This window comes from Streptomyces griseorubiginosus (genome assembly GCF_017614965.1).
GTDB classification, from domain to species: Bacteria; Actinomycetota; Actinomycetes; order Streptomycetales; family Streptomycetaceae; genus Streptomyces; species Streptomyces griseorubiginosus_B.
The window spans coordinates 69,208-89,830 of record NZ_WVUG01000003.1 but is presented as its reverse complement, the minus strand read 5'-3'; the positions used below and the strand labels follow the sequence as shown (position 1 = coordinate 89,830).

The window sequence follows — 20,623 nt, the reverse complement described above, 5'->3', positions numbered from 1 at the left end:
CACCGTGGGTGGGGCCGGCCACCATCGACCCGACCGCCGCAGGGCGGGGATGAGGCTCCCATGACCACCACGGTCCTGGACGTCACGACCCTGGAGAAACTCGTCTCACCATGCCCGGCGTCTGGGCGCCATGGAGGTCGAGCGGGTAGGGGGCGCGCAGGGCGGCGGGGTCGACGACGCCCTCGACGGCGAGCAGGCCGATCCGGGGACCGTTGCCGTGGGTGATGACGCCCTCGTGGTCGATGGCGAGGGCGGCGATCGCCGTGGCCAGGCGGTGGATGGTGGCGCGCTGGACGGCGGCGTCCGGGCGCTCGCCCCGGTGCCGTCGCCGCCGAGGGCGACGAGGATGCGCATGGTTTCAGTCCTCCAGGGTGGCCACGAGTACGGCCGTGATGGTGTGGAGCCAGTTCTCCGCCCGGTCGAAGACGAGCGCGCCGGGTGAGGCGACCAGCGTTGGCCCGCCTTGGCCCGCCTCTGCCAACCCCTACCTGCTGGTCAGCCAGAAACCCGCCCTCGATCCGGACCACCCGGCCGTGCACAGCAGCCTGAGCATGATAGGTGGCTATTTTCGCGACAACCGCCGTCATCCGTGTCCGGCCTCGTGGTGCAGGTTCTCCCGCCTGGGCCTCGACGAGGCTCCCAGAAGTGGCGTTGTCAGTGGGCTCTGCCAGGGTGTGCGCCGTGGACGAACTGGTGGAGCGTGTCGACGAACAAGATCGTGTGCTGGGGATGGTGGTCAGCCGCCAACAGGCCGTCCGGGAGGGTTGGCTGCACCGGGTCGCCGTGACGGTGTGTCGTGATGAATGTGGGCGGATCCTCGTTCACCGGCGGTCGGAGCAACTGTCGCGCTTCCCGGGCCACTACGAGGCCGTGGTCGGTGGCGCCGTGGACGTCGGTGAGTCATATGAACAGGCCGCCGCGCGGGAGCTGGCCGAAGAGCTGGGCATTCGTGTGCTGCCGCGCTTGCTGTTCACGTTCCTCAACCGCAACGGTTTGAGCCCTCACTGGCTCGGCGTGCACCAAGCCCTGGTGCCGGACGCCGTCGCCGCAGATCCTGATGAGGTCGCCTGGCACGGCTGGCTGACGGAGCCCGAGCTGCGGTCGGCCCTGCTGAAGTGGCGCTTCACCCCCGACAGCCACGAAGCCTTCAACCGGTATCTCGCGTTCCGGACCCTGCGGTCCTGAAATACTCCACCCCTGCTCAGGTGTGGCCATGGTTCCCCATCCCTGCCACGCCTCCTGCGATGGGCTCGGCCGGGAGCAGCCGGCGAAACCCCCTGCAGGCGCAAGGTAATGGGTCCCGGCGCGGCCCTTGTGCCGCCTTCGGCCCCTGCTCCTCAGTCGGGGCGCTTGGCCATGACGACCACGCCCGGCCCGCTCCACTCATCCGCAGGGAGCCGCAGTTCGGCGACCGGGTGCAGTCCGGCCTGCTCGATCAGGTCCACGAGTTGCTCCGGCTGCCACTTGTACGTGGTCCAACGAACCGGCACTCCTCCGTAGGCCTCGGTGCGTACCGCGTCCTCGTCGCCGACGTGTGTGCTGGCGATGAAGTGCCCGCCCGGCTTCAGGGCTTGCGCGAAGTGAGCGAGGACCTGAGGCAGGACATCGCGGGGAAGGTTGAACAGTGACCACCACCCGAGCACGCCGCCGAGCGACGCTTCACCGAGGTCGAGTTCGGTGGCGGAGGCGACGCTGAAGCGGCACTGCGGATGAAGACGACGCGCATTCTCGATCATCCGGGGAGAGAGGTCCACCCCGGATACGTCAAGTCCACGTTCGGCGAGGTAGCCAGTCACCGTCCCGGGGCCGCAGCCGACGTCGAGGACAGGCCCGAGCTCACCCACTGTCTCGGCGAAGGCGTCAATCGACGCCCTGAGCCAGGGATGGCGACGGATGTCACCCATGACGTTGCTGGCTTCTGGCCAGGACGGATCGGAGCGCTCCGTCGGGGACCTAACGGTCCAGCCTTGCTGCCCTGGCGGCCCGCTGGGCGAAGACGCGTTCCTGGCGGTCATTCATCTGCCGCAGGGCATCCCTGCGGTCCCGTTTGGACATGCGGTCGAGGTAGACACGCCCCAAGATGTGGTCGGTCTCGTGCTGCAGGCAACGGGCGAAGTATCCCGTTCCCTCGATGACCAGCGGGTTGCCGTCCTTGTCGAAGCCGCGGGCCACCGTGCGCTCGGTTCGGGAAACGTCCATGACGGCTCCGGGCACTGACAGGCAGCCCTCCGGCTCGTCCAGCAAGCGGCGCCCGGCCACGTCGGGTTCGTCGAGGACCGGATTGATGATGTGGCCGACGTGCCGGACTCCATTGTCATCGGGGCAGTCGTACACAAAGAGCCGCAGGTCGACATCGACCTGATTGGCAGCCAGCCCGGCACCCTCGGCGACGTGCATGGTCAGGAACATGTCGTCGATGAGAGTGGACAGGTCCGGAGTACCGAACTGGGTCACTTCTCGGCACGGGCGGCGCAGAATCTCCTCACCGACCACGGTGATCCGGCGGACCGACGCCCGCTCGGCGCCTGGAGGTAACGCAGGGCAGGAATCGACCGGCTTCCCCTGGACTCTCACCCGACGGTCGACGAGACGAGGTTGATCGTGATGCGCGGACGCTGAAGGCATCGCTTCTCCTTGCACAGAACGGCTTTCAGGGCAATACGGCATGTCTCCCACGCCATTGGCATGGCGGCCGCTTGCCAAACTCTTTGCAAAGTAGCAGACTTTGCAAAGTGACTGAAGAAGACGCCAACGCAGCACCCCCGAACGAGGCAGCCGCCGACCCGCGAGACGCCGATGGCCGCATGCCCGAACATCGAGTGCGCATGGCCTTGCTCGATCTCCTTGCCGAGGTCGGTACTGTCACCGCAACGGAGGCAGCCGGGCGGCTCGGTTACAGCTCCGGCCTGTGCTCGTTCCATCTCAGGCAACTAGCGCGCTACGGGCACATCGAAGAGGTCCCGCACTCAGGTGGTCGGGCCCGGCCCTGGCGCCTCCGGCAGACAGCACCGCCAGCCACGAACGCTTCAGCAGAAGGCTTTGGCCACATGGCCCGCGGACTGGAAGACGAGAGCTACCAGCGTTGGCTCGCCCAGCGTGACCACGCCCCAGCCGAATGGCGCCAGGACGAAGCTTTCAGTGCCGTCGTCTACCTCAGCCCCGAGGAGATGAGCACCGTTGCCGCAGCAGTGCGCCAAGCACTGGCTCCCTACCAGCACCGGGAACAGCAGACTTCCGCCCGACCTGCCTCAGCCCAGCCTGTTGCCCTCATCGCTCGGCTCTTCCCCCTGCTGCCGGAAAGGGCGGACGAATGAGCCGACAGGCTGCACAACACTGGGCAAAACCAAGACACGCACCCAACTCACGGGCCTCACGAGAGAAGTTCAAAGACGGGCACTTCCGGACGTCAAGTAGAACCGGCGTCAGTACCCGGTCGAGTCTTGATCGCTGCCGAGCCTGCTGATTGGCTGACCGGTATGACTGAGCTCGGACCCGTCGCCTGGCCACCTGCCCCGATCAGGACCGAGAGGCTCGTACTCCGTGAGGCCGAGGCCCAAGATCGTGCGACATTCATCGAGCTGCTCGCCTCTTCAGAGGTGCACACCTACCTCGGCGGCCCCCGCCCGCGCGACGAGCTGGAGCGCGAGATGCCCGAGGTGCCCGGGCGGTGGCCCGGGAGCTTCGTCGTTGATCTCGACGGCGCGATGATCGGCCAGATCCTGCTCAGGAGAGCACCGGAACACCAGCCCCCGGCTGCCGAGGGGAAGGTCGAGCTCGGCTACTTGTTCCTGCCGCGGGCATGGGGATTCGGATACGCCGCCGAGGCGTGCGCTGCGGCACTCGACTGGTTCGACGGCGTCCTCCCCGGCGAGCCGGTGGTGCTCGCCACCCAGACCGCCAACGCCGCCTCCATGCGTCTTGCGGCGAAGCTGGGCTTCACTGAGGTGGAGCGGTTCCACGCCTGGGACGCCGAGCAGTACCTCGGCATGCGGTCCCCCGCCACGCCCTCTCCATGAGCTCGTGCTGGGCAGCATGGTGTCCGGCGGATCTTCCCGCGCTCGGCGCTCCGGCAACGGCTGCGTTACGGCGGCACCAAGGTCGCTGCGGCACAGGGCAGAGCGTCCGACCCGTGGCCGTGGACCCGGTGGCCCACCCGATGCCCCGTCTCGCGCTGGTGGAGACTTGGGAACTGCGGTCGTACTCGGGCGACTACGGTCTGGGACGCCCCCTGCAGACGTTCTCGCTGCTGCCCGGGGAACGGACGACGATCACGGTGCAGACCTGGCACAACGAAGCCGCCACGCGTGACGACGCCATGTCCATCTTCGACTCCTCCGACACCGCCGCTCAGAGCCGATTCACCGACTCCGTCTCCACCCAGACCGGTTCCGCGTTCCAAGACCAGGGTCGCTGGGCCACCTCGGTGTCCACCAGCGCCTCGACCGGCGCGGATATCGGCTTGGTCCACGCGGAGTTCGACATGCAGGCCGGGTTCGCGGCCAATCACCAGGAGGCCAGCCAGCGGTTCAGCACCGCAGTGAGCGAGGCCGCGTCCGAACACGCCACGCAGGTCAACAACAGCCGCCACCAATCCGTTTCCAGCTCATCGAGCACGAACACCGCGAGCGGCGCGGCGACAACCGTCGTCCGTGAAGGCATCAGACCCAGGTCGTCCTGCGGGACGTCATGGTCGCCTTCCACAACGGCAACCCGACGGAGAACCCGTCAGCACCCTGCGGGTGGGGACGGACCCCGAACGGAGCAGGCACCACTGGTGTCAGGCCGACCTGAACTCCGACGGCACCCTGCGCTTCGAAGGGGACCCGCCGGCGCCGAACGTCCGCTGGCGCTTCGGCCCCGAGGAACGGCCGGACCTCGTCCGCGGCGCACTCCGGCAGCGCGCCCGGGTGGCAAAGCAGCCGTTGCCCGGGCTGCACAGGGACTCGTGCAGCCGTTCGTCCGCGGGGTCGTAGCCCTCGTACTCCCAGATCCAATCCGTCACCTCCGGCCTCGCCGCACCCTCACGCTCACACCCGTTGCGGCACGATCGCCACGGGGCAGTCCGCGTGGTGCAGCAGGGTGTGGCCCACCCGGCCGAGCTGGAACCCGAAGTGGCCGGCCTTGCGGCGCGCTCCGATGATCACCAGGTCGGCGGCGGCGGAGCGGTTCAGCAGCACCGAGCGGGCCGGGCCCTCCACCGTGTTGCGGCGTACCCGGACCGACGGGTGGTCGGCCGTCGCGTCGTGCAAAAGGGCGTCGATCAGGGCGGACGCCTGCTGCTCGTGCTGATGCGCCGGGTCTCCCGCCAACTGGGGGTGGCCGGCACCCTCCAGCGCGGGGCAGCGCCAGGCGCGCACCACGTCGAGCACGCCACCGCGCGCCTCGGCCTCCCGGAAGGCGAACCGCACGGCCTCGGCGCCGGTCGCGGGGTCCCCCGCCCCGAGCACGATCCGCTCGTGCGTGCCCGCGAGCCCCGCCTTGTCGCCCCGGACCACGATCACCGGGCAGTACGCCCGGGAGGCCACCGTCAGGCCGACGGAACCGAGGAGCAGCCCCTGGAGCTCACCGCGTCCCCGTGAGCCAGTCACCACGGCGGAGGCGTTGTTGCCCTCGCGAAGCAGCGCGTCGGCCGCCTCCTCCGGGACCACCTCGGCGGACACCTTCACCTCGGGATTGCGCAGCCGGGCCCGGTCGGTGGCGGATGCGACGATGTTCTCCGCCATCACCTGCTGGGAGGGACGGTCGCGGCTCGTGGACGGTGCCACGCCCTCGTAGCGCTCCCACAGGGAGGCGTACACGAGCCGCACCGGCAGCCCGTGGCGGGCGGCATCGTCCACCGCCCAGTCGACGGCGGCCAGGCTCGCGTGCGATCCGTCGACGCCTACGACAAGGGGCAGCTCCATCATCGTCCTCACCGCCTTCCTGGACCGCACGGGCGTGCGGCACGAGGCTCCACCCTCACGGTCGCACCGCCGGCCGGGGCGCACGAGGGGTGGTTCGGCCCCGAGCGGGGCCGAACGGCCCATGCGGCGGGCCGCTGGTGCCGCGTCTGGCCTGGGTGGCACGCTCCGCGCGGGACCGTGGCCCCCGTGCGAGGAGGCGGAACGGCGAGAGGATGGAAGCGGAGGGGGGACCGTCTCGCCGCCCTGCCGGACGGTGCGCGCAGCAGGAGGTGGACCGTGCGTTTCCAGGATCGCGCAGACGCGGGGCGCCGACTGGCCCGGCGGCTGGAACACCTTCGTGGCCAGGACGTCCTGGTGCTGGGCCTGCCACGGGGCGGGGTGCCCGTGGCCCATGAGGTGGCCCGAGAACTGGGCGCCGCCCTCGACGTCCTGGTGGTGCGCAAGCTGGGCGTGCCCTGGCAGCCCGAGCTGGCCTTCGGCGCCGTCGGGGACGACGGCGTGCGCGTGCTCAACGACGACGTTCTCCTGCAAGCCGGGGTGGGGCTCGACGCACAGCGGACGGTCGAACGGGCGGAACGGGCCGAACTGGAACGGCGGTCGCGTCTCTACCGGCGGGACCGTCCCCCCGTCCCGCCGACCGGCCGGACGGTCGTCGTGGTGGACGACGGTCTGGCCACCGGCGCCACCGCCGAGGCCGCGTGCCGGGTCGTCCACGATCAGGGCGCGGACCGGGTGGTGCTGGCCGTGCCGGTCGGTCCGGAGCGGACACTGCGCCGCCTGCGGCAGTCGGCCGACGAGGTGGTCTGTCTGCACTCCCCGCGCTTCTTCGGCTCGGTCGGCGCCTGGTACGACGCGTTCCCCCAGGTCGACGACCGGGAGGTGGCCGACCTGCTGAGGCGGGCGACGCACCCGGTGCCGGACGGCGACGTCGACGTGCCCGCAGGACGGGTTCGCCTGGCGGCACGGTTCACGCTGCCCGACCACGCGCCGGCCGTCGTGGCGTTCGCGCACGGCAGCGGCAGCGGTCGGCACAGCCCTCGTAACCGGTACGTCGCCGACGTACTCAACCGCGCCGGACTCGGCACCCTTCTGCTGGACCTGCTGACCGAGGACGAGGAACACGACCGGCACAAGGTGTTCGACATCGTGCTGCTCGCCCGGCGGCTCGGCGCCGCGGCACTGTGGCTGCGCCGTACGACCGGGCTGCCGGTGGCCTACTTCGGGGCCAGCACCGGTGCGGCCGCCGCGTTGGAGGCCGCGGCCGAGGATTTCGACATCCGTGCGGTGGTCTCCCGCGGCGGCCGCCCCGACCTCGCCACGCCCGCCGCACTGGACCGCGTGCGGGCCCCCACCCTGCTCATCGTGGGCTCGCTGGACACCCGGGTGCTGAGCCTGAACCGGCTGGCCGCCGACTGGCTGCGCTGCGACCACCGGATCGCCGTCGTCCCCGGCGCCGGCCACCTCTTCGAGGAACCCGGCACCCTGTCCGCGGTCGCCGGCCTGGCCCGCGAGTGGTTCACCGCCCACCTCGCGCTGCCCCCCACCGCGACACCGCCGCGCCGGACGGCGTAGCGGCGCGGCGGACGCGGAGGAGGCCCGAAAGCATGGGGTGCGCCAGAGGGAGGCCCAGCGCGACAAAAGGCGATCGCGCGATGAGAGCCATCACGGTGTGCTGCGGCGAAATCCGCCGCCTCGAGACGGTCTCGGCGGCGGTGTCAGCCGTTCATCTTCTTGCGCCACTGGGGGTCGACCTGTGCCCACTCGGTCTCCCATTCGCGCAGCCGCCGCCGGTCGAGCCGGAGCCGTACCACCCAGCCGCAGCCGACCACGGCGCCACCGGTGCCGAACGCGACGAGAACACCGGCCAGGCCGGACTGCAGGCGCGCCTCCGTGGCGCTGGGCGGGCTGGAGACCAGCTCACCCCGGTGGTCGATCCAGACGCTGACCGTGGAGCCCGCCTTGCTTCGCGGCTCGACCCGAGTCAGGCCGGTGTGGGTGGACCCGTCGGCGGCCGTCCAGCGCACCTTCGCCCAGACCACCCCGTCACCGCCGTCACCGGTCGTCACGGGCGGGGTCTTGTCCGCGTCCTCCGTGAGCACCGCCGAGACGGTGGACAGCGTCGCCCGTCGTGCCGCGAGGCTGTCCTGCATGGCGGCGTCGGCGGCCTGGCCGGCGAACACGCCACCGGTCAGGGCGACGATCCAGGTGGCCAGGACGATCCACGCTTCGGCGGTGTCGCTGGGGCGGCGCAGCGGATTGTGCCGCCAGCGCCAGAACCGCACCTTCTTCACCCGGGTGGGCCGCGTGTCCGCCATGTGCCGACACCCCCTTGCCTCTCAACTCGAACGTCTCACGGCCGGGGCGCGGTCCGCAGGGGCCGACCAGGCAGCGTCGCGGGCCGCGTGACCGGATCCCGGGACCGCTCGGCTCAGCCCCGGGCTCCGCTGCCGCAGGGGGCGTACAGATCGAGCAGCCGGGTGCGGGCGGCACCGAGCCGGCGCACCATGGACTCGCCGACCCACAGGGCGATCGAGCGCCCCATGTCCGGATCGGCCCCGCACATCCGCCGGACGGCCTCGGCGTCGAACTCGTGCGCGCACACGGGCCCGGTCGTCCGGGCGCCGAACCGCCGGCTGTACGGCCGGTACAGCCAGGAGCAGCCGAGGAGTTCGCCGGCGCCCAGGGTCTCGATCACGGCGGCCTGGCGTCCGGGCACCCGCATGTCGAGGACGACGGTGCCGGAATCGATGATCCAGAAGTGGTCGGCGCGCCCGCCCTCACTGAACAGACGGGTGCCCGCCGGGTAGCGCACCTCGTGCGCCAGGCTGATCAGCCTGCCCCGGTACACGGCGGGGAGTTTCCTGGCGGAGCGGGGTGTGGTCGCGGTGGTCATGGCTGCGCCTCCTCCTGCGCCGGGCCGGTGCGGCGACCGCCACGAGGGGGACACCGCCTCCTACCAGGCTCGGTCATGGACGAAGAGATCGCATGGGCCGATCGGTCCTCGTCAGGGAGCCCACCGGGTACGGGTTCCTCCCTCGACCGTCTGGCGGGGCGTCGCGGCCCGGCCGTGGTAGACGATGTGTAGGGCCGCGCGGGGTGGCCGACGGGGGCGACCCAGACGTGGACGAGGCGGGTGAGGGGCCAGGCCGCGAAGAGAACACCGGCGGTGAGGGCGTGCGGCTGCAAGAGCAGCGGGGCGCCTCTGATCGCGTCCGGATGCGGCTGGAGGGTGAAGGTCCCCCGGCGAGCCTGGCGGGGACCCGCTCACCTATCGGGTGTCAGGTGACGAACTCGCCCACCGCCGCCTTCAGTTCGGCCAGTCCCTTCTTCGCGTCGGTGAAGAACATGCCGGTCTTGGGGTCGGTGTAGAGCTCGTTGTCGATGCCCGCGTAGCCGTGGCCCATCGAGCGCTTGATGACGACCACGCTCTTGGCCTTGTCGACGTCGAGGATCGGCATGCCCGAGATCGCGTTGCCGGGGCGGCGGGCGATCGGGTTGGTGACGTCGTTGGCGCCGATCACGAGGGCGACGTCGGCCTGCGGGAACTCGGGGTTGACGTCGTCCATCTCCTTCAGCTGGGTGTAGGGCACGTTGGCCTCGGCCAGCAGCACGTTCATGTGCCCGGGCATGCGGCCCGCGACCGGGTGGACGGCGTAGCTGACGTCGACGCCGTGGTCGGCCAACAGCTGGGCCAGATCGCCGAGTTCATGCTGGGCCTGGGCGGCGGCGAGGCCGTAGCCGGGTACGAAGATGACCTTGCCGGCGTAGGCCAGCTGGATCGCCACGTCGTCCGCGGAGACGGACCTCACCTGGGCCGCACCGCCCGCTGTCACCGCCGGGGCACCGTCGCCGGTGCCGAAGCCGCCGACGACGATGTTGGCGATGGAGCGGTTCATGGCGTCGGCCATCAGCTTGGTCAGGATGCCGCCCGAGGAGCTGACGAGCATGCCCGCGATGATCAGCGCGGTCTCGTTCAGGACGAAGCCGGCCATCGCGACCGCGGATCCGGTGAAGGCGTTCAGCAGGGCGATGACGACCGGCATGTCGGCTCCGCCGATGGGCAGCACCATGGTCACGCCGAACAGCAGCGCCACGGCCACCAGTGCGTACAGGGCGGTGCGGGAGTCCGGTGACAGCACCAGCCAGACCGTGCCGCCCACGAAGGCGGCCGGCAGCAGCACGTTGAGCACCCGGGCCCCGGGGAAGACGACCGGCGCCCCGGAGACGACACCTTGCAGCTTGCCGGCCGCGATCAGCGAGCCGGAGAAGGTGACCGCGCCGATGACGATGTCCAGGGCGCCCGGGAGGGAGACACGTGCGCCGAGCCCGGCCGGGTTGTCGGCCTGGAGCAGGTCGTCGACGGCGATCAGCGCGGCCGCCCCACCGCCGACCGCGTTGAAGAGGCTGACCAGTTGGGGCATGGCGGTCATCTTGACCTCGCGGGCCGCGTACAGCCCGAGGGCGGCGCCGACCAGGCCGCCGGAGGCCAGGACGAGCCAGCCGGTGGTGGTGATGGTGTTCTGGTGGATCACCAGCCAGAGGGTGGCGGCGATCGCGACGGCCATCGCGCTCGCGGAGACGGTGTTGCCCCGGCGGGCGGTGCGCGGGTGGTTCATCTGGTGCAGGCCGAGCACGAAGCACGCGGCCGTGGCCAGGAAGACGTAGTGGACCGCGTTGGAGACGGCGTCCATGACGGGTCAGACCTCCGTCTTCTCGTTCCGGGGCGTCTTCTCGGCGGCCGGCTTGGCCTTGAACATCTCCAGCATCCGGTCGGTGACGACGTAACCGCCGACGACGTTCATCGCGCCGAAGACCATCGCCACGAAGGCCAGGGCGTAGCCGAGCCAGGTGTGCGACTCGGCGGCGATCAGCATGGCGCCGATGACGACGATGCCGTGCACCGCGTTGGAGCCGGACATCAGCGGGGTGTGCAGGGTCGCGGGCACCTTGCTGATGACCTCGACGCCGACGAGGACGCTGAGCACGAACACGGTGATCGCGGTGAGCAGATCGAGGTCGTTCATGACTGGCCGCCTCCCATCAGGGCGCCGGTGATCTCGTCCGCCGGGTCGAGGACGAGTTCGCCGTCCCGCACCAGGTGGCGCAGGAGGGCGACGAGGTTGCGGGCGTAGGCGGTGGACGCGGCGGTGGCCATCGCGGACGGCAGCCGTCCGGCACCGATGACGGTGACACCGTTGTCCAGGACCTGTGTCTTGTCGGGTTCGGAGCCCGCGACGTTGCCGCCCAGGTCGCTCGCCCCGAGGTCGACGACGACCGCGCCGGACTGCATCCGTTCCAGGACGGCCGCGCTCACCAGCAGCGGCGGGCGGCGGCCCGGAACCTGGGCGGTGGTGATGACGACATCGGAGCGGGCGATGTGCGCGTCCAGCCCCGCGCGCTGGGCCTCTTGCTCCTCCGGCGTCAACTCCCTTGCGTAGCCGCCCTGTCCGGTGTCTCCCCGCGGACTCTGGACGTCGAGGAAGCGGGCGCCCAACGACTCCACCTCTCCGCGTGACTCCGGCCGTACGTCGTACGCCGAGACGACGGCGCCGAGGCGGCGGGCCGTGGCGATGGCCTGCAGTCCGGCCACTCCGGCGCCGAGGACGAGGACCTGCGCCGGTCGCATGGTGCCCGCGGCGGTGGTCAGCATCGGGAAGAAGCGGTCGTAGGTGTCGGCGGCGAGCAGGGCCGCCTTGTAGCCGGCGACATTCGCCTGGGAGGTGAGGGCGTCCATGGACTGGGCGCGGCTGAGGGTGCGCGGCAGCAGATCGAGGCTGACCGTGTGCACCCCGCGCCGGTGCAGGTCCTGCACCAGGGCGGGCTGCCGCAGCGGCTCCAGCAGGCCGATCAGTGTCTGTCCGGCACGCAGGGCGCGGGCGGTCTCCTGGTCGGGCGGCCCGACGCACAGCACGACGTCCGCGCGCAGGTACAGCTCGTCCGGCGGTACGACGGTCGCGCCGGCGTCGGTGTAGTCGGCGTCGGCGAACCAGGCGCCGGAGCCGGCACCGGTCTCGACCAGGACGTCGATCCCGGCGCGGCGCAGAAGGGTGACGGCCTCGGGAACGAGGGCCACCCGGCGTTCGCCGGGTGCCCGCTCCCGTACGGCAGCCACAGTGACGTTTGCCATGATCCGCTGCCTCTCCACCGAGGTCCGGGGGTTGCCCAGGCCTCAGAACTCGAAGACGAGACGCGCCTCGGCTCGTCCGCCGAGTACCGCGTCCAAGGAGTCGTTCACCTGGTCGAGGCGCCGTGGCTCGGCGATGACCTGGGTGCGCCCCGCGGCGTGCAGCGCGAACACCTCGGCCAGGTCCTGCCGCGTGCCGACGATCGAGCCGATGACGGAGGTCCCGCCGAGGACGGTCTCGAAGATCGGGACGTCGATGGCAGCATTGTCCGCGGGCAGCGCGACCATGACCAGCCGTCCGCCGCGGTCGAGCGAACTGAAGGCCTGCTCGAACGCGTTGGGCGCGGTGGCCGGCACGACGACCACGTCAGCACCGCCGGCCTTCTTGATCTCCTCGACCGGGTCGTGGGTGCGCGCGTTCACGAGCTGGTCGGCGCCAGCGGTGGCCCAGGCACAGCTTGTCGGGTTCGAGGTCGACCTCAACCGGCTTGCTGCCGGGCCCAACGCCTCGTACTGGTCGGCGTCCATACGGCCACTGGGCCCGTCTCACGGCGGACCGGACGCGGGGAGTCAGGCTCCCAGCGGCACGCGCCACACCAGTTCGGCGCCGCCGCCCTCGGGACAGTTGAGCTCCAGCCGTCCGCCGCACTGTTCGGCGCGCTCGGCCATGTTCTTCAGCCCGCTGCGACGGCCCTCGTCCGGAATGCCCACGCCGTTGTCCGACACGGTGAGCCGCACCTCGCGCCCGTCGGTCTGCAGGACGACGTCGGCGCGGTCGGCGCCGGAGTGCCGGGCGGTGTTGGTCAGGGCCTCGGAGAGGACGGCGATGAGATGGTCGGCGATCTCCCGCGGTACATCGGTGTCGACCAGGCCCTCCATCCGGACGCCGGGGGCGAACCCCAGCACGGGCGCGGCCTCGCCGACCACCCGGACGGTGCGGGCGCGCAGCCCGGACCCGGCGCCGCCCTCACGGGCTCGCAGTCCGAAGATCGTCGACCTGATGATCTTGATGGTCTCGTCCAGGTCGTCCACGGCGCGCACGACCCGTTCCGCGGCCTCCGGGTGCTCGATGAAGCGGCCCGCGCTCTGCAGGGTCATGCCGGTCGCGAACAGCCGCTGGATCGCCAGGTCGTGCAGGTCACGGGCGATGCGGTCGCGGTCCTGGAGCACCGCGATCTGCTCGGCGTCCCGGCGGTGTTCGGCCAGCTCCATCGCGATGGCGGCCTGGGCGGCGAAGGCACGCAGGGGCTCGATCTCCGTCTCGGAGAACACCGGCCGGCCGATCTGACGAGCCAGCAGGAGCACACCCCGTGGGCCCTCGGCGCCGGTGCCGATGGGTACGGCCACGGCGGGGCCCAGCCCCTTGAAGCGGGGAGGTTCCAGGGAGATCCGCTCGTCCTGTGACGCGTCCTCACTGGTCACCGGGGCGGCGCCGGAGAAGGCCAGGCCCATCAGGCTCCGGTCCATGGGCAACACGAGGCCCCGGTGGGCGTCGGCCTCCAGACCGACGGCGATCTCCACGGTGAGGGAGTCGGTGCCCTCCATGGGCAGACCGACCGCCGCCAGGGCGGAACCGGTGATCTCACCGGCCCGCTCGGCGATCAGGCCCAGGACCTCCGGGCCTTCGCCGTCGGACATCAGACTGTGGGTGATCTCGGCGTTCGCCCGCAGCCAGCGCTCGCGCAGCCGGGTCTCCTCGTACAGGCGGGCGTTGTCGATGGCGACACCGGCGGCGACGGCGAGGGTGGACAGCACCGATTCGTCCTCCTCGTCGAACTGCACCCCGCCCCGCTTCTCGGTGAGGTACAGATTGCCGAAGACCTGGTCGCGCACCCGGATCGGGACGCCGACGAAGGTGTTCATGGGCGGGTGGTGCGGCGGGAAGCCGTACGAGGCCGGATGCTGGGAGATCTTCGACAGGCGCAGGGGCTCCGGGTGCTTGATGAGTTCGCCGAGGATGCCGTGGCCCTCGGGGTAGGGGCCGATCTGTCTGATCTGCTCGGTGGTGACGCCGACCGTGTGGAAGGCCGACAGCCGCCGGCCGTCGGGGCCGATGACGCCGAGGGCCGCGTACTCGGCGTCCACCAGCGCGGCCGCCGCCTCCACGATGCTGTGCAGCGCCTGCTCCAGGTCCAGTTCACGGCCGACCGAGAGCACCGCCTCCAGAAGGCTGTGCACCCGGTCGCGGGTGCCGCGGGCCGCGTCGAGGCGTGCCTGCAGCTCCTCCAGCAGCTCGTCGAGCCTGAGCTGCGGCAGCCGTACACGGGCTTCCCCGGTGTGTTCCGAGCCTGCCACCCGTGGTCCTCCACATTCCCTCGACCGGTCGGCCACATGCCGTCATGTGCCACGGTAACGGTCCGGTACGAGGCGGGGTACGGGATCGGGAAGTGCTGGTCGAGCAGCTTGACCATGGGCGCCACGCAGTTGGTGGTGCTGGAGGCGTTGGAAACGGCGTGGTCGTCGTCGGGGTCGCAGGTGCCCTCGTTGACTCAGCCTCCTGTCCGCGGGGGCGGCGTGTGTCGGGCCGGGCAGGACGAGCCGAGGGGCGACCGGCCCAACCGGGCCGGGAACAATCCGGGTGCGGCGGACGCTGACGTGCATACCCCGCTGGGTATGGCTACTTCAGCTGCCGAGGAAGTGAGATCGATGACGACGACCGGACCCGACCCCTCGCTCACGGCAGGGGTTCCGCCTCTCGTGACCGCGTGCGGCCGCCGGATCGCGGTGCGCCGCCTGACGCTCGCCCCGGCAGACCGGCCCATCACCCGGGTCGCCCTGGACGTCGGTACGGTCAGCGGTGGCGAGCCGGGCACCTGGGCGGCGCTGACCGCCGGCGAGGCCCGTCGCCTGGCCGGTCTGCTGCTGGCCCAGGCCGATCTCGCCGACCGCGACGGGACCGGGGCGAGCCGGACCCACCCGTAGTTGCCGCCGAAGGGTCCGCGACGCGTACCGGTCAGTGGTCCTGCTGCCCGCTCCGGTCCTGGGCCTGGGTGGCGATCACGGCGGCCTGGATGCGGCGCTCCACGCCGAGTTTGGCCAGCAGCCGGGAGATGTGGTTCTTCACCGTCTTCTCCGCGAGGAACAGACGCCGGCCGATCTGACGGTTGGTCAAGCCTTCGCCGACGAGGGCGAGGATCTCCCGTTCCCGGCCGGTCAGACCGGGCAGTGCCTCCGGTTCCTCCTCCTCCGGCTGCCGGCCCTGGCGCAGCCGGGCCATGAGGCGCGTCGTGGCACTGGCGTCCAGCAGCGACTGGCCGGAGGCGACGGTGCGCACCGCCGACACCAGGTCCGAGCCCTGGATCTGCTTGAGGACATAGCCGGCCGCACCGGCCATGATCGAGTCCAGCAGCGCCTCCTCGTCGTCGAACGAGGTCAGCATCAGACAGGCCAGCTCCGGCATCCGCGAACGCAGCTCCCGGCACACGCTCACCCCGTCGCCGTCCGGCAGACGTACGTCGAGGACGGCGACCTGGGGACGCAGGGCAGGCACGCGCACCAGGGCCTGTTCGGCGGTGGCGGCCTCGCCGACGACGCTGATGTCCGGCTCGTCGTTCAGCAGATCGTGCACTCCGCGCCGTACCACCTCGTGGTCGTCCAGCAGGAAGACCCGGATCGGTCCGTCGGGGCCGAGCCGCTGGCTGTCCGCCATCAGACGCTCCTCGTCGTGTGTACCGCGTCGGGCAAGGGTTCCTGTCCGAGATCCAACGCCTTTCAGGGCCGTGGGGCCAGGGCCGGTCGGCCCCTGATTGGCCGGTCCCCCGGGCCGACGGCCCCATGCCGGCGCGTCGCGCGGCCGGGCCGGAGAGGGACCCCCGGGCCGCGCCCCGGGGCCGGGCGCCCCCTGGGACCGGTGGGGCACCGGCGCCGGGCTGAAGGTCGACGGTCGGCATGGTCACCCTCGCGGGACGGGTGGCGGACGGTACCGACATCGGGTCCGCGGTGTGGGCCACCTGGCAGGTGGACGGGGTCGTCGGTGTCGTCGACGCTCTGGGTCTCGGCAAGGCTTCGGCGCGGTCGACGCTGTCCGCGCCGTCGAGGCGAAGGGTCCGGCGGGCACCGTGTGAGGGCCGACCGGCCCTAGCGGCTCCGGCGCGGACTCGGTTCGAATGATCCGATCGGACACACAGCCCACCAGGTCCACGAGGCCCACCAGGACGTACGGAAACCCGCCATGACCCTTGACCACGCCGAGGCGGCCCCGGCCGGCCCCCGTCAGAGCGTCGAGCTCGACAGCGCCGAGGCCATGCGCCTGCTGGGCGGCGTCTCCTTCGGAAGGATCGTCTTCACCCAGCACGCGCTGCCCACGATCCGGCCCGTCAACCACATCCTGGTCGACGGCGACATCGTCATCCGTACGCACGAGGGAGCCGCTCTGACCCGGCGGACCCGGCACGCCGGGGACCCTGGAGTCGTCGTCGCCTACGAGGCGGACGTCATCGACCCGGCCACGCATCTCGGCTGGAGCGTGGTGGTCACCGGCTACGCCCGTCTGGTCACCGACCCCGACGAGCTGGCCCGCTACCAGTCCCTGCTGCGCCCGTGGGTGAAGCAGACCATGGACTACGCGGTCCGCATCCGCCCCGACCTCGTCACCGGCATCCGCCTGACGGCCGCCGACGCACCCTGAGGTCACTCACTAGACGACTGGTCTACTCAGGTGTTACGGTTCACCGTATGCCGGGCACCACACGCACCAAAGACACCCGCCGGGTCATCCTCGACGCCGCCCAACGGATCATGGCCCACAAGGGCTATTCGGCCGTCGGCATCAATGAGGTGCTCGCGGAGGCCGGCGTACCGAAGGGCTCCTTCTATCACTACTTCGCCTCGAAGGACGCCTTCGGCGAAGCGATCCTGAAGAGCTATTTCGCGGACTACCTGACGGAGATGGACCGTGTCCTCGCCCGCTCCGACCAGCCGGCGGCCGAACGGCTGATGGGCTACTGGCAGCGGTGGCGGGAGACGCAGAGCCTCGACGAGTGCCAGGGCAAGTGCCTGGCAGTGAAACTCGGTGCCGAGGTGGCGGACCTGTCCGAGGCGATGCGTCTGGCTCTCAAGGAAGGCACGAGCGCCGTCGTCGACCGCATCGAGCGGACCATCGCCGAAGGCCTGGAGGATGGCTCCCTCTCGGTCGACGGCGAGGCAGGCGAGGTCGCACAGGCCCTGTACGACATGTGGCTCGGCGCCAGCGTCATGGCCAAGATCCATCGCAGCCTGGCCCCGCTCGACACCGTCACGACGGTGACTCGCGGGCTTCTGCACCTGTAGAAGTCCGCACTCCCATGACATTTATTGGAGTGTGCCATGAAGGTTCTGATCGTTCTCACCTCGCATGACGAGCTGGGCGACACCGGCGCCAAGACCGGGTTCTGGCTGGAGGAGTTGGCGGCGCCCTACTACCGCTTCAAGGAGGCCGGTTGGGACATCACCCTCGCCTCGCCGAAGGGCGGACAGCCGCCGCTGGACCCCAAGAGCAACGAGCCCGGCTCCCAGACCGACGACACCCGGCGCTTCGAGGCCGATGCGGAGGCGACCGCGGCGCTCGCGAACACCGTGCGCCTCGACTCCGTCTCGGCGGGCGACTTCGACACCGTCTTCTACCCCGGCGGGCACGGACCGCTGTGGGACCTGGCCGAGGACACCGTCTCCGCCCGTCTGATCGAAACCACCCTCCGCTCCGGCAAGCCGGTGGGACTGGTGTGCCACGCACCGGGCGCGCTGCGGCACACCGTCAACGAGGACGGCACCCCGCTGGTCGCGGGCAGGAAGGTCACCGGATTCGCCAACTCCGAGGAGGAGGCCGTCCAGCTCACCGACGTCGTCCCCTTCCTGGTCGAGGACGAACTCACCAAGCTCGGCGGCCTGTACTCCAAGACCGACGACTGGCAGCCCTATGTCCTGACGGACGGTCTGCTGATCACCGGACAGAACCCGGCCTCCTCGGCCCCCGCGGCCGACGCCCTGATCGAACTGGTCACCAAGGCCGGCTGACGAGCGCCTACGTGATCGACCGAACGAGCCGGCTCTCCACGCCGGCTCGGCCCGGCCGGTCACGAGGTGACACCCGCCGTCGGGTACGGAGTCTGCGCGGGCCCCGCTTTCGGCTCAGCCGTCCCAGGCCCAGTCCGCGATCTCCGGCAGGTCGGTGCCGTGGACGCGGATCCAGTCGTGGTGGCGCAGCCGGGCGTCCTCCATGCGCTGCCGTACCGTCGCGGCGCGCACCGCCAGGCCGGGCACGCGGTCGATGACGTCCATGACCAGGCGGTAGCGGTCGAGGTCGTTGCGGACCACCATGTCGAACGGGGTGGTCGTGGTGCCGATCTCCTTGTAGCCGCGCACATGCAGATTGCGGTGGCCGGTGCGGCGGTAGGCGAGCCGGTGGATCAGCCAGGGGTAGCCGTGGTAGGCGAAGATGACGGGCTTGTCGGCGGTGAACAGGCCGTCGTACTCGAAGTCGTTCATTCCGTGCGGGTGTTCCTCGGTGGGCAGCAGCCGCGCGATGTCGACGACGTTGACCACGCGCACCGCCAACTCCGGCAGGTGCCGGCGCAGCAACTGGGCGGCGGCCAGCACCTCCTGGGTCGGTACGTCACCGGCGCAGGCGAGTACCACGTCCGGCTCCCGGGTGCCGTTCTCGGTGCCGGCCCAGTCCCAGATCCCGGCGCCGCGCGCGCAGTGGGCGCGGGCCTGCTCCATGCTCAGCCAGTCGAAGCAGGGCTGCTTGCCGGCCACGATCACGTTGACGTAGTCCTTGCTGCGCAGCGCGTGATCCGCCACCGAGAGCAGGGTGTTGGCGTCCGGCGGCAGGTAGACCCGGACGACCTCGGGGCTCTTGTTGAGGATGTGGTCGACGAAGCCGGGGTCCTGGTGGGAGAAGCCGTTGTGGTCCTGGCGCCACACGTGCGAGGTCAGCAGGTAGTTGAGGGAGGCGATGGGGGCGCGCCAGGGCAGTCGGCGGGTGGTGCGCAGCCACTTGATGTGCTGGTTGACCATGGAGTCGACGATGTGCACGAACGCCTCGTAGCAGGAGAACAGCCCGTGCCGGCCGGTCAGCAGATAGCCCTCCAACCAGCCCTGGCAGGTGTGTTCGGAGAGGATCTCCATCACCCGGCCGTGCCGGTCGAGGTGTTCGTCGACCGGAAGCGTCCCGGCCTGCCATGCCTTGCCGCTGGCCTCGTAGACGGCCTGGAGCCGGTTGGAGGCGGTCTCGTCCGGGCCGACGAGACGGAAGTCCCGGCGGTCGGCGGTGGATCGCATCACGTCTTCGAGCAACTCGCCCAGCACCCGGGTGGGTTCGTGCATGCTCGCGCCCGGCTTGTCGACGGATACGGCGTACTTCTCCAGTTCGGGCAGCGGGAGTTCACGCAGCAGCAGTCCGCCGTTGGCGTGCGGGGTGGCCCCGAGGCGGCGGGTGCCGTCGGGGACGCAGGCCAGGACGTCCGGGCGGGGCGCTCCGTGCTCGTCGAAGAGTTCCTCCGGGCGGTAGGAGCGCAGCCACTCCTCCAACTGTCGCAGGTGGTCCGGGTTGTCGCGTACGGCGGCCATCGGGACCTGGTGGGCACGCCAGGTGCCTTCCACGGGCAGCCCGTCGACCTCGGCCGGGCCGGTCCAGCCCTTCGGGGTGCGCAGGACGATCACCGGCCAGCGGGGGCGGTCGGTCACACCGTCCTCGCGGGCGCCGCGCTGGAAGGCGGCGATGCGGTCCAGCGCGGTGTCCATGGCCTCGGCCATGGCCCGGTGCACGGCGGCCGGGTCGTCGCCGGTGACGTGCAGCGGGTCGTGGCCGTAGCCGCGCAGCAGTTCGTCGAGTTCCGCCTCGGGGAGACGGGCGAGCACCGTCGGGTTGGCGATCTTGTAGCCGTTGAGGTGCAGGATCGGCAGGACGGCGCCGTCGTGGACGGGGTCGAGGAACTTGTCGGAGTGCCAGGAGGCGGCCAGCGGGCCGGTCTCCGCCTCACCGTCGCCGATGACGCAGGCGACGACCAGGTCGGGGTTGTCGAGCGCGGCGCCGTAGGCGTGGGACAGCGAGTAGCCGAGCTCGCCGCCCTCGTGGATGGAGCCGGGCGTCTCGGGCGCGACATGGCTGGGCACCCCGCCCGGGAACGAGAACTGCTTGAACAGCCGCCCCATGCCCTGGGCGTCCCTCGACACGTCCGGATAGGTCTCGGAGTACGAGCCCTCCAGCCAGGCGTTGGCCAGTACGGCGGGGCCGCCGTGGCCCGGGCCCCAGATGCACAGGGCGCTCAGGTCGCGGGCCTTGATGACGCGGTTGAGGTGCGTGTGCACCAGGTTCAGGCCCGGGGACGTGCCCCAGTGGCCCAGCAGCCGCGGCTTGACGTGCTCGGGGCGCAGCGGCTCGGTCAGCAGCGGATTGGCCATCAGATAGATCTGGCCGACGGACAGGTAGTTCGCGGCGCGCCAGTGGGCGTCCAGCGTCCTCAGCTCGTCGTCGGTGAGCCGAGCGGACGCCTGCTGCGTGTCGACGGACATCAGGGGGTTCCCTTCCGGATCGGATTCGGATCGGAGGTGTTTGCCGGTCCGCACCTCCTCACCCTCTCCCGCCCGCTGGGTACCCAACAGGGCCGAGCGGCCCATC

Annotated in this window: 24 protein-coding genes and 2 pseudogenes; 8 read left to right on the top strand and 18 right to left on the bottom strand. The window is 70.9% G+C overall.

The features are described from left to right. Nucleotides 1–106: 106 nt before the first annotated feature. Together GRC12_RS45250 and GRC12_RS46295 are read right to left on the bottom strand one after the other, a co-directional pair. A pseudogene (locus tag GRC12_RS45250) lies at nt 107–354 on the bottom strand (carbamate kinase); the annotation flags it as partial. A 4-nt stretch (nt 355–358) separates the two neighbouring features. Then, the gene (locus GRC12_RS46295) at nt 359–481 is read right to left on the bottom strand and encodes a hypothetical protein (protein WP_280117395.1); all 123 of its coding nucleotides are present in this window, start codon (nt 479–481) and stop codon (nt 359–361) included. Nucleotides 482–672: 191 nt separating this feature from the next. Here GRC12_RS46295 and GRC12_RS01415 point away from each other — a divergent pair, with 191 nt between their 5' ends. Next, entirely contained in the window at nt 673–1,185 is a 513-nt protein-coding gene (locus GRC12_RS01415) for an NUDIX hydrolase (RefSeq protein WP_308286445.1), read from the top strand. 152 nt (nt 1,186–1,337) lie between these two features. On the opposite strand, the gene GRC12_RS01410 is transcribed toward GRC12_RS01415, so the two are convergent. After that, the gene (locus GRC12_RS01410) at nt 1,338–1,904 is read right to left on the bottom strand and encodes a class I SAM-dependent methyltransferase (RefSeq protein ID WP_208776753.1); all 567 of its coding nucleotides are present in this window, start codon (nt 1,902–1,904) and stop codon (nt 1,338–1,340) included. A 49-nt stretch (nt 1,905–1,953) separates the two neighbouring features. Continuing rightward, nucleotides 1,954–2,625: a peptide deformylase gene (def, locus tag GRC12_RS01405; RefSeq protein ID WP_208776752.1), complete on the bottom strand. Its 672-nt coding sequence runs from the start codon at nt 2,623–2,625 to the stop codon at nt 1,954–1,956. 107 nt (nt 2,626–2,732) lie between these two features. Here def and GRC12_RS01400 point away from each other — a divergent pair, with 107 nt between their 5' ends. Beyond that, entirely contained in the window at nt 2,733–3,314 is a 582-nt protein-coding gene (locus tag GRC12_RS01400) for a winged helix-turn-helix domain-containing protein (protein ID WP_308286443.1), read from the top strand. A 162-nt stretch (nt 3,315–3,476) separates the two neighbouring features. Continuing rightward, nucleotides 3,477–4,016 (top strand): GNAT family N-acetyltransferase, encoded by a 540-nt coding sequence (locus GRC12_RS01395; RefSeq protein ID WP_208776751.1) that lies wholly within the window; start codon nt 3,477–3,479, stop codon nt 4,014–4,016. A gap of 331 nt (nt 4,017–4,347) precedes the next feature. Here GRC12_RS01395 and GRC12_RS46290 read toward each other — a convergent pair whose 3' ends face one another. From GRC12_RS46290 to GRC12_RS01385, 3 genes are all read right to left on the bottom strand, one after another. Further along, the gene (locus GRC12_RS46290; RefSeq protein WP_280117394.1) at nt 4,348–4,482 is read right to left on the bottom strand and encodes a hypothetical protein; all 135 of its coding nucleotides are present in this window, start codon (nt 4,480–4,482) and stop codon (nt 4,348–4,350) included. Between the two features lie 21 nt (nt 4,483–4,503). Further along, entirely contained in the window at nt 4,504–4,701 is a 198-nt protein-coding gene (locus GRC12_RS01390) for a hypothetical protein (RefSeq protein WP_208776750.1), read from the bottom strand. A 326-nt stretch (nt 4,702–5,027) separates the two neighbouring features. Next, nucleotides 5,028–5,903, bottom strand: coding sequence for a universal stress protein (locus tag GRC12_RS01385; protein WP_208776759.1), 876 nt, complete (start codon nt 5,901–5,903; stop codon nt 5,028–5,030). A 276-nt stretch (nt 5,904–6,179) separates the two neighbouring features. Between GRC12_RS01385 and GRC12_RS01380 the strand changes: the two genes are divergently transcribed. Then, a complete protein-coding gene (locus GRC12_RS01380) occupies nt 6,180–7,475 on the top strand; it encodes a phosphoribosyltransferase (RefSeq protein WP_208776749.1) in 1,296 nt (431 codons plus the stop codon). Between the two features lie 143 nt (nt 7,476–7,618). Here the strand turns inward: GRC12_RS01380 and GRC12_RS01375 are convergent, their stop codons facing one another. From GRC12_RS01375 to GRC12_RS45245, 9 genes and pseudogenes are all read right to left on the bottom strand, one after another. Continuing rightward, a complete protein-coding gene (locus tag GRC12_RS01375; RefSeq protein WP_208776748.1) occupies nt 7,619–8,218 on the bottom strand; it encodes an Rv1733c family protein in 600 nt (199 codons plus the stop codon). Between the two features lie 113 nt (nt 8,219–8,331). After that, on the bottom strand, nt 8,332–8,796 hold the full coding sequence (locus GRC12_RS01370; protein ID WP_208776747.1) for a cyclic nucleotide-binding domain-containing protein: 465 nt from the start codon (nt 8,794–8,796) through the stop codon (nt 8,332–8,334). Continuing rightward, complete coding sequence (locus tag GRC12_RS01365) at nt 8,793–9,089, bottom strand: respiratory nitrate reductase subunit gamma (protein ID WP_439959861.1); 297 nt, start codon at nt 9,087–9,089, stop codon at nt 8,793–8,795. The genes GRC12_RS01370 and GRC12_RS01365 overlap by 4 nt, the downstream gene beginning before the upstream one ends. A gap of 92 nt (nt 9,090–9,181) precedes the next feature. Beyond that, nucleotides 9,182–10,594: an NAD(P)(+) transhydrogenase (Re/Si-specific) subunit beta gene (locus GRC12_RS01360; protein WP_208776746.1), complete on the bottom strand. Its 1,413-nt coding sequence runs from the start codon at nt 10,592–10,594 to the stop codon at nt 9,182–9,184. 6 nt (nt 10,595–10,600) lie between these two features. Further along, on the bottom strand, nt 10,601–10,927 hold the full coding sequence (locus GRC12_RS01355; RefSeq protein ID WP_208776745.1) for an NAD(P) transhydrogenase subunit alpha: 327 nt from the start codon (nt 10,925–10,927) through the stop codon (nt 10,601–10,603). After that, a complete protein-coding gene (locus GRC12_RS01350; protein ID WP_208776744.1) occupies nt 10,924–12,030 on the bottom strand; it encodes an NAD(P) transhydrogenase subunit alpha in 1,107 nt (368 codons plus the stop codon). Before GRC12_RS01350 ends, GRC12_RS01355 begins: the two co-directional genes overlap by 4 nt. Before the next feature lie 42 nt (nt 12,031–12,072). Then, nucleotides 12,073–12,555, bottom strand: a complete 483-nt coding sequence (locus tag GRC12_RS01345; protein WP_208776743.1) for a zinc-binding dehydrogenase — start codon at nt 12,553–12,555, stop codon at nt 12,073–12,075. Between the two features lie 42 nt (nt 12,556–12,597). Beyond that, nucleotides 12,598–14,322, bottom strand: coding sequence for a GAF domain-containing sensor histidine kinase (locus tag GRC12_RS01340; RefSeq protein WP_208776742.1), 1,725 nt, complete (start codon nt 14,320–14,322; stop codon nt 12,598–12,600). An 83-nt stretch (nt 14,323–14,405) separates the two neighbouring features. Next, nucleotides 14,406–14,516: pseudogene (locus tag GRC12_RS45245) on the bottom strand (type I glyceraldehyde-3-phosphate dehydrogenase); the annotation flags it as partial. Nucleotides 14,517–14,673: 157 nt separating this feature from the next. Between GRC12_RS45245 and GRC12_RS01335 the strand changes: the two are divergent. Continuing rightward, nucleotides 14,674–14,949 carry a hypothetical protein gene (locus GRC12_RS01335; protein WP_244371867.1) on the top strand — a complete coding sequence of 92 codons (276 nt, stop codon included), beginning with the start codon at nt 14,674–14,676 and terminating at the stop codon, nt 14,947–14,949. A 31-nt stretch (nt 14,950–14,980) separates the two neighbouring features. On the opposite strand, the gene GRC12_RS01330 is transcribed toward GRC12_RS01335, so the two are convergent. Next, complete coding sequence (locus GRC12_RS01330; protein ID WP_208776741.1) at nt 14,981–15,676, bottom strand: response regulator; 696 nt, start codon at nt 15,674–15,676, stop codon at nt 14,981–14,983. Between the two features lie 522 nt (nt 15,677–16,198). Between GRC12_RS01330 and GRC12_RS01325 the strand changes: the two genes are divergently transcribed. From GRC12_RS01325 to GRC12_RS01315, 3 genes are read left to right on the top strand one after another with little or no spacing between them, the layout of a single operon-like run. After that, a complete protein-coding gene (locus tag GRC12_RS01325) occupies nt 16,199–16,654 on the top strand; it encodes a pyridoxamine 5'-phosphate oxidase family protein (RefSeq protein WP_208776740.1) in 456 nt (151 codons plus the stop codon). A 47-nt stretch (nt 16,655–16,701) separates the two neighbouring features. Beyond that, nucleotides 16,702–17,295 (top strand): TetR/AcrR family transcriptional regulator, encoded by a 594-nt coding sequence (locus GRC12_RS01320; RefSeq protein ID WP_208776739.1) that lies wholly within the window; start codon nt 16,702–16,704, stop codon nt 17,293–17,295. A gap of 36 nt (nt 17,296–17,331) precedes the next feature. Beyond that, nucleotides 17,332–18,018, top strand: a complete 687-nt coding sequence (locus tag GRC12_RS01315) for a type 1 glutamine amidotransferase domain-containing protein (RefSeq protein WP_208776738.1) — start codon at nt 17,332–17,334, stop codon at nt 18,016–18,018. A 114-nt stretch (nt 18,019–18,132) separates the two neighbouring features. Here GRC12_RS01315 and GRC12_RS01310 read toward each other — a convergent pair whose 3' ends face one another. Next, nucleotides 18,133–20,517, bottom strand: coding sequence for a phosphoketolase family protein (locus tag GRC12_RS01310; RefSeq protein ID WP_208776737.1), 2,385 nt, complete (start codon nt 20,515–20,517; stop codon nt 18,133–18,135). Nucleotides 20,518–20,623: the final 106 nt, after the last annotated feature.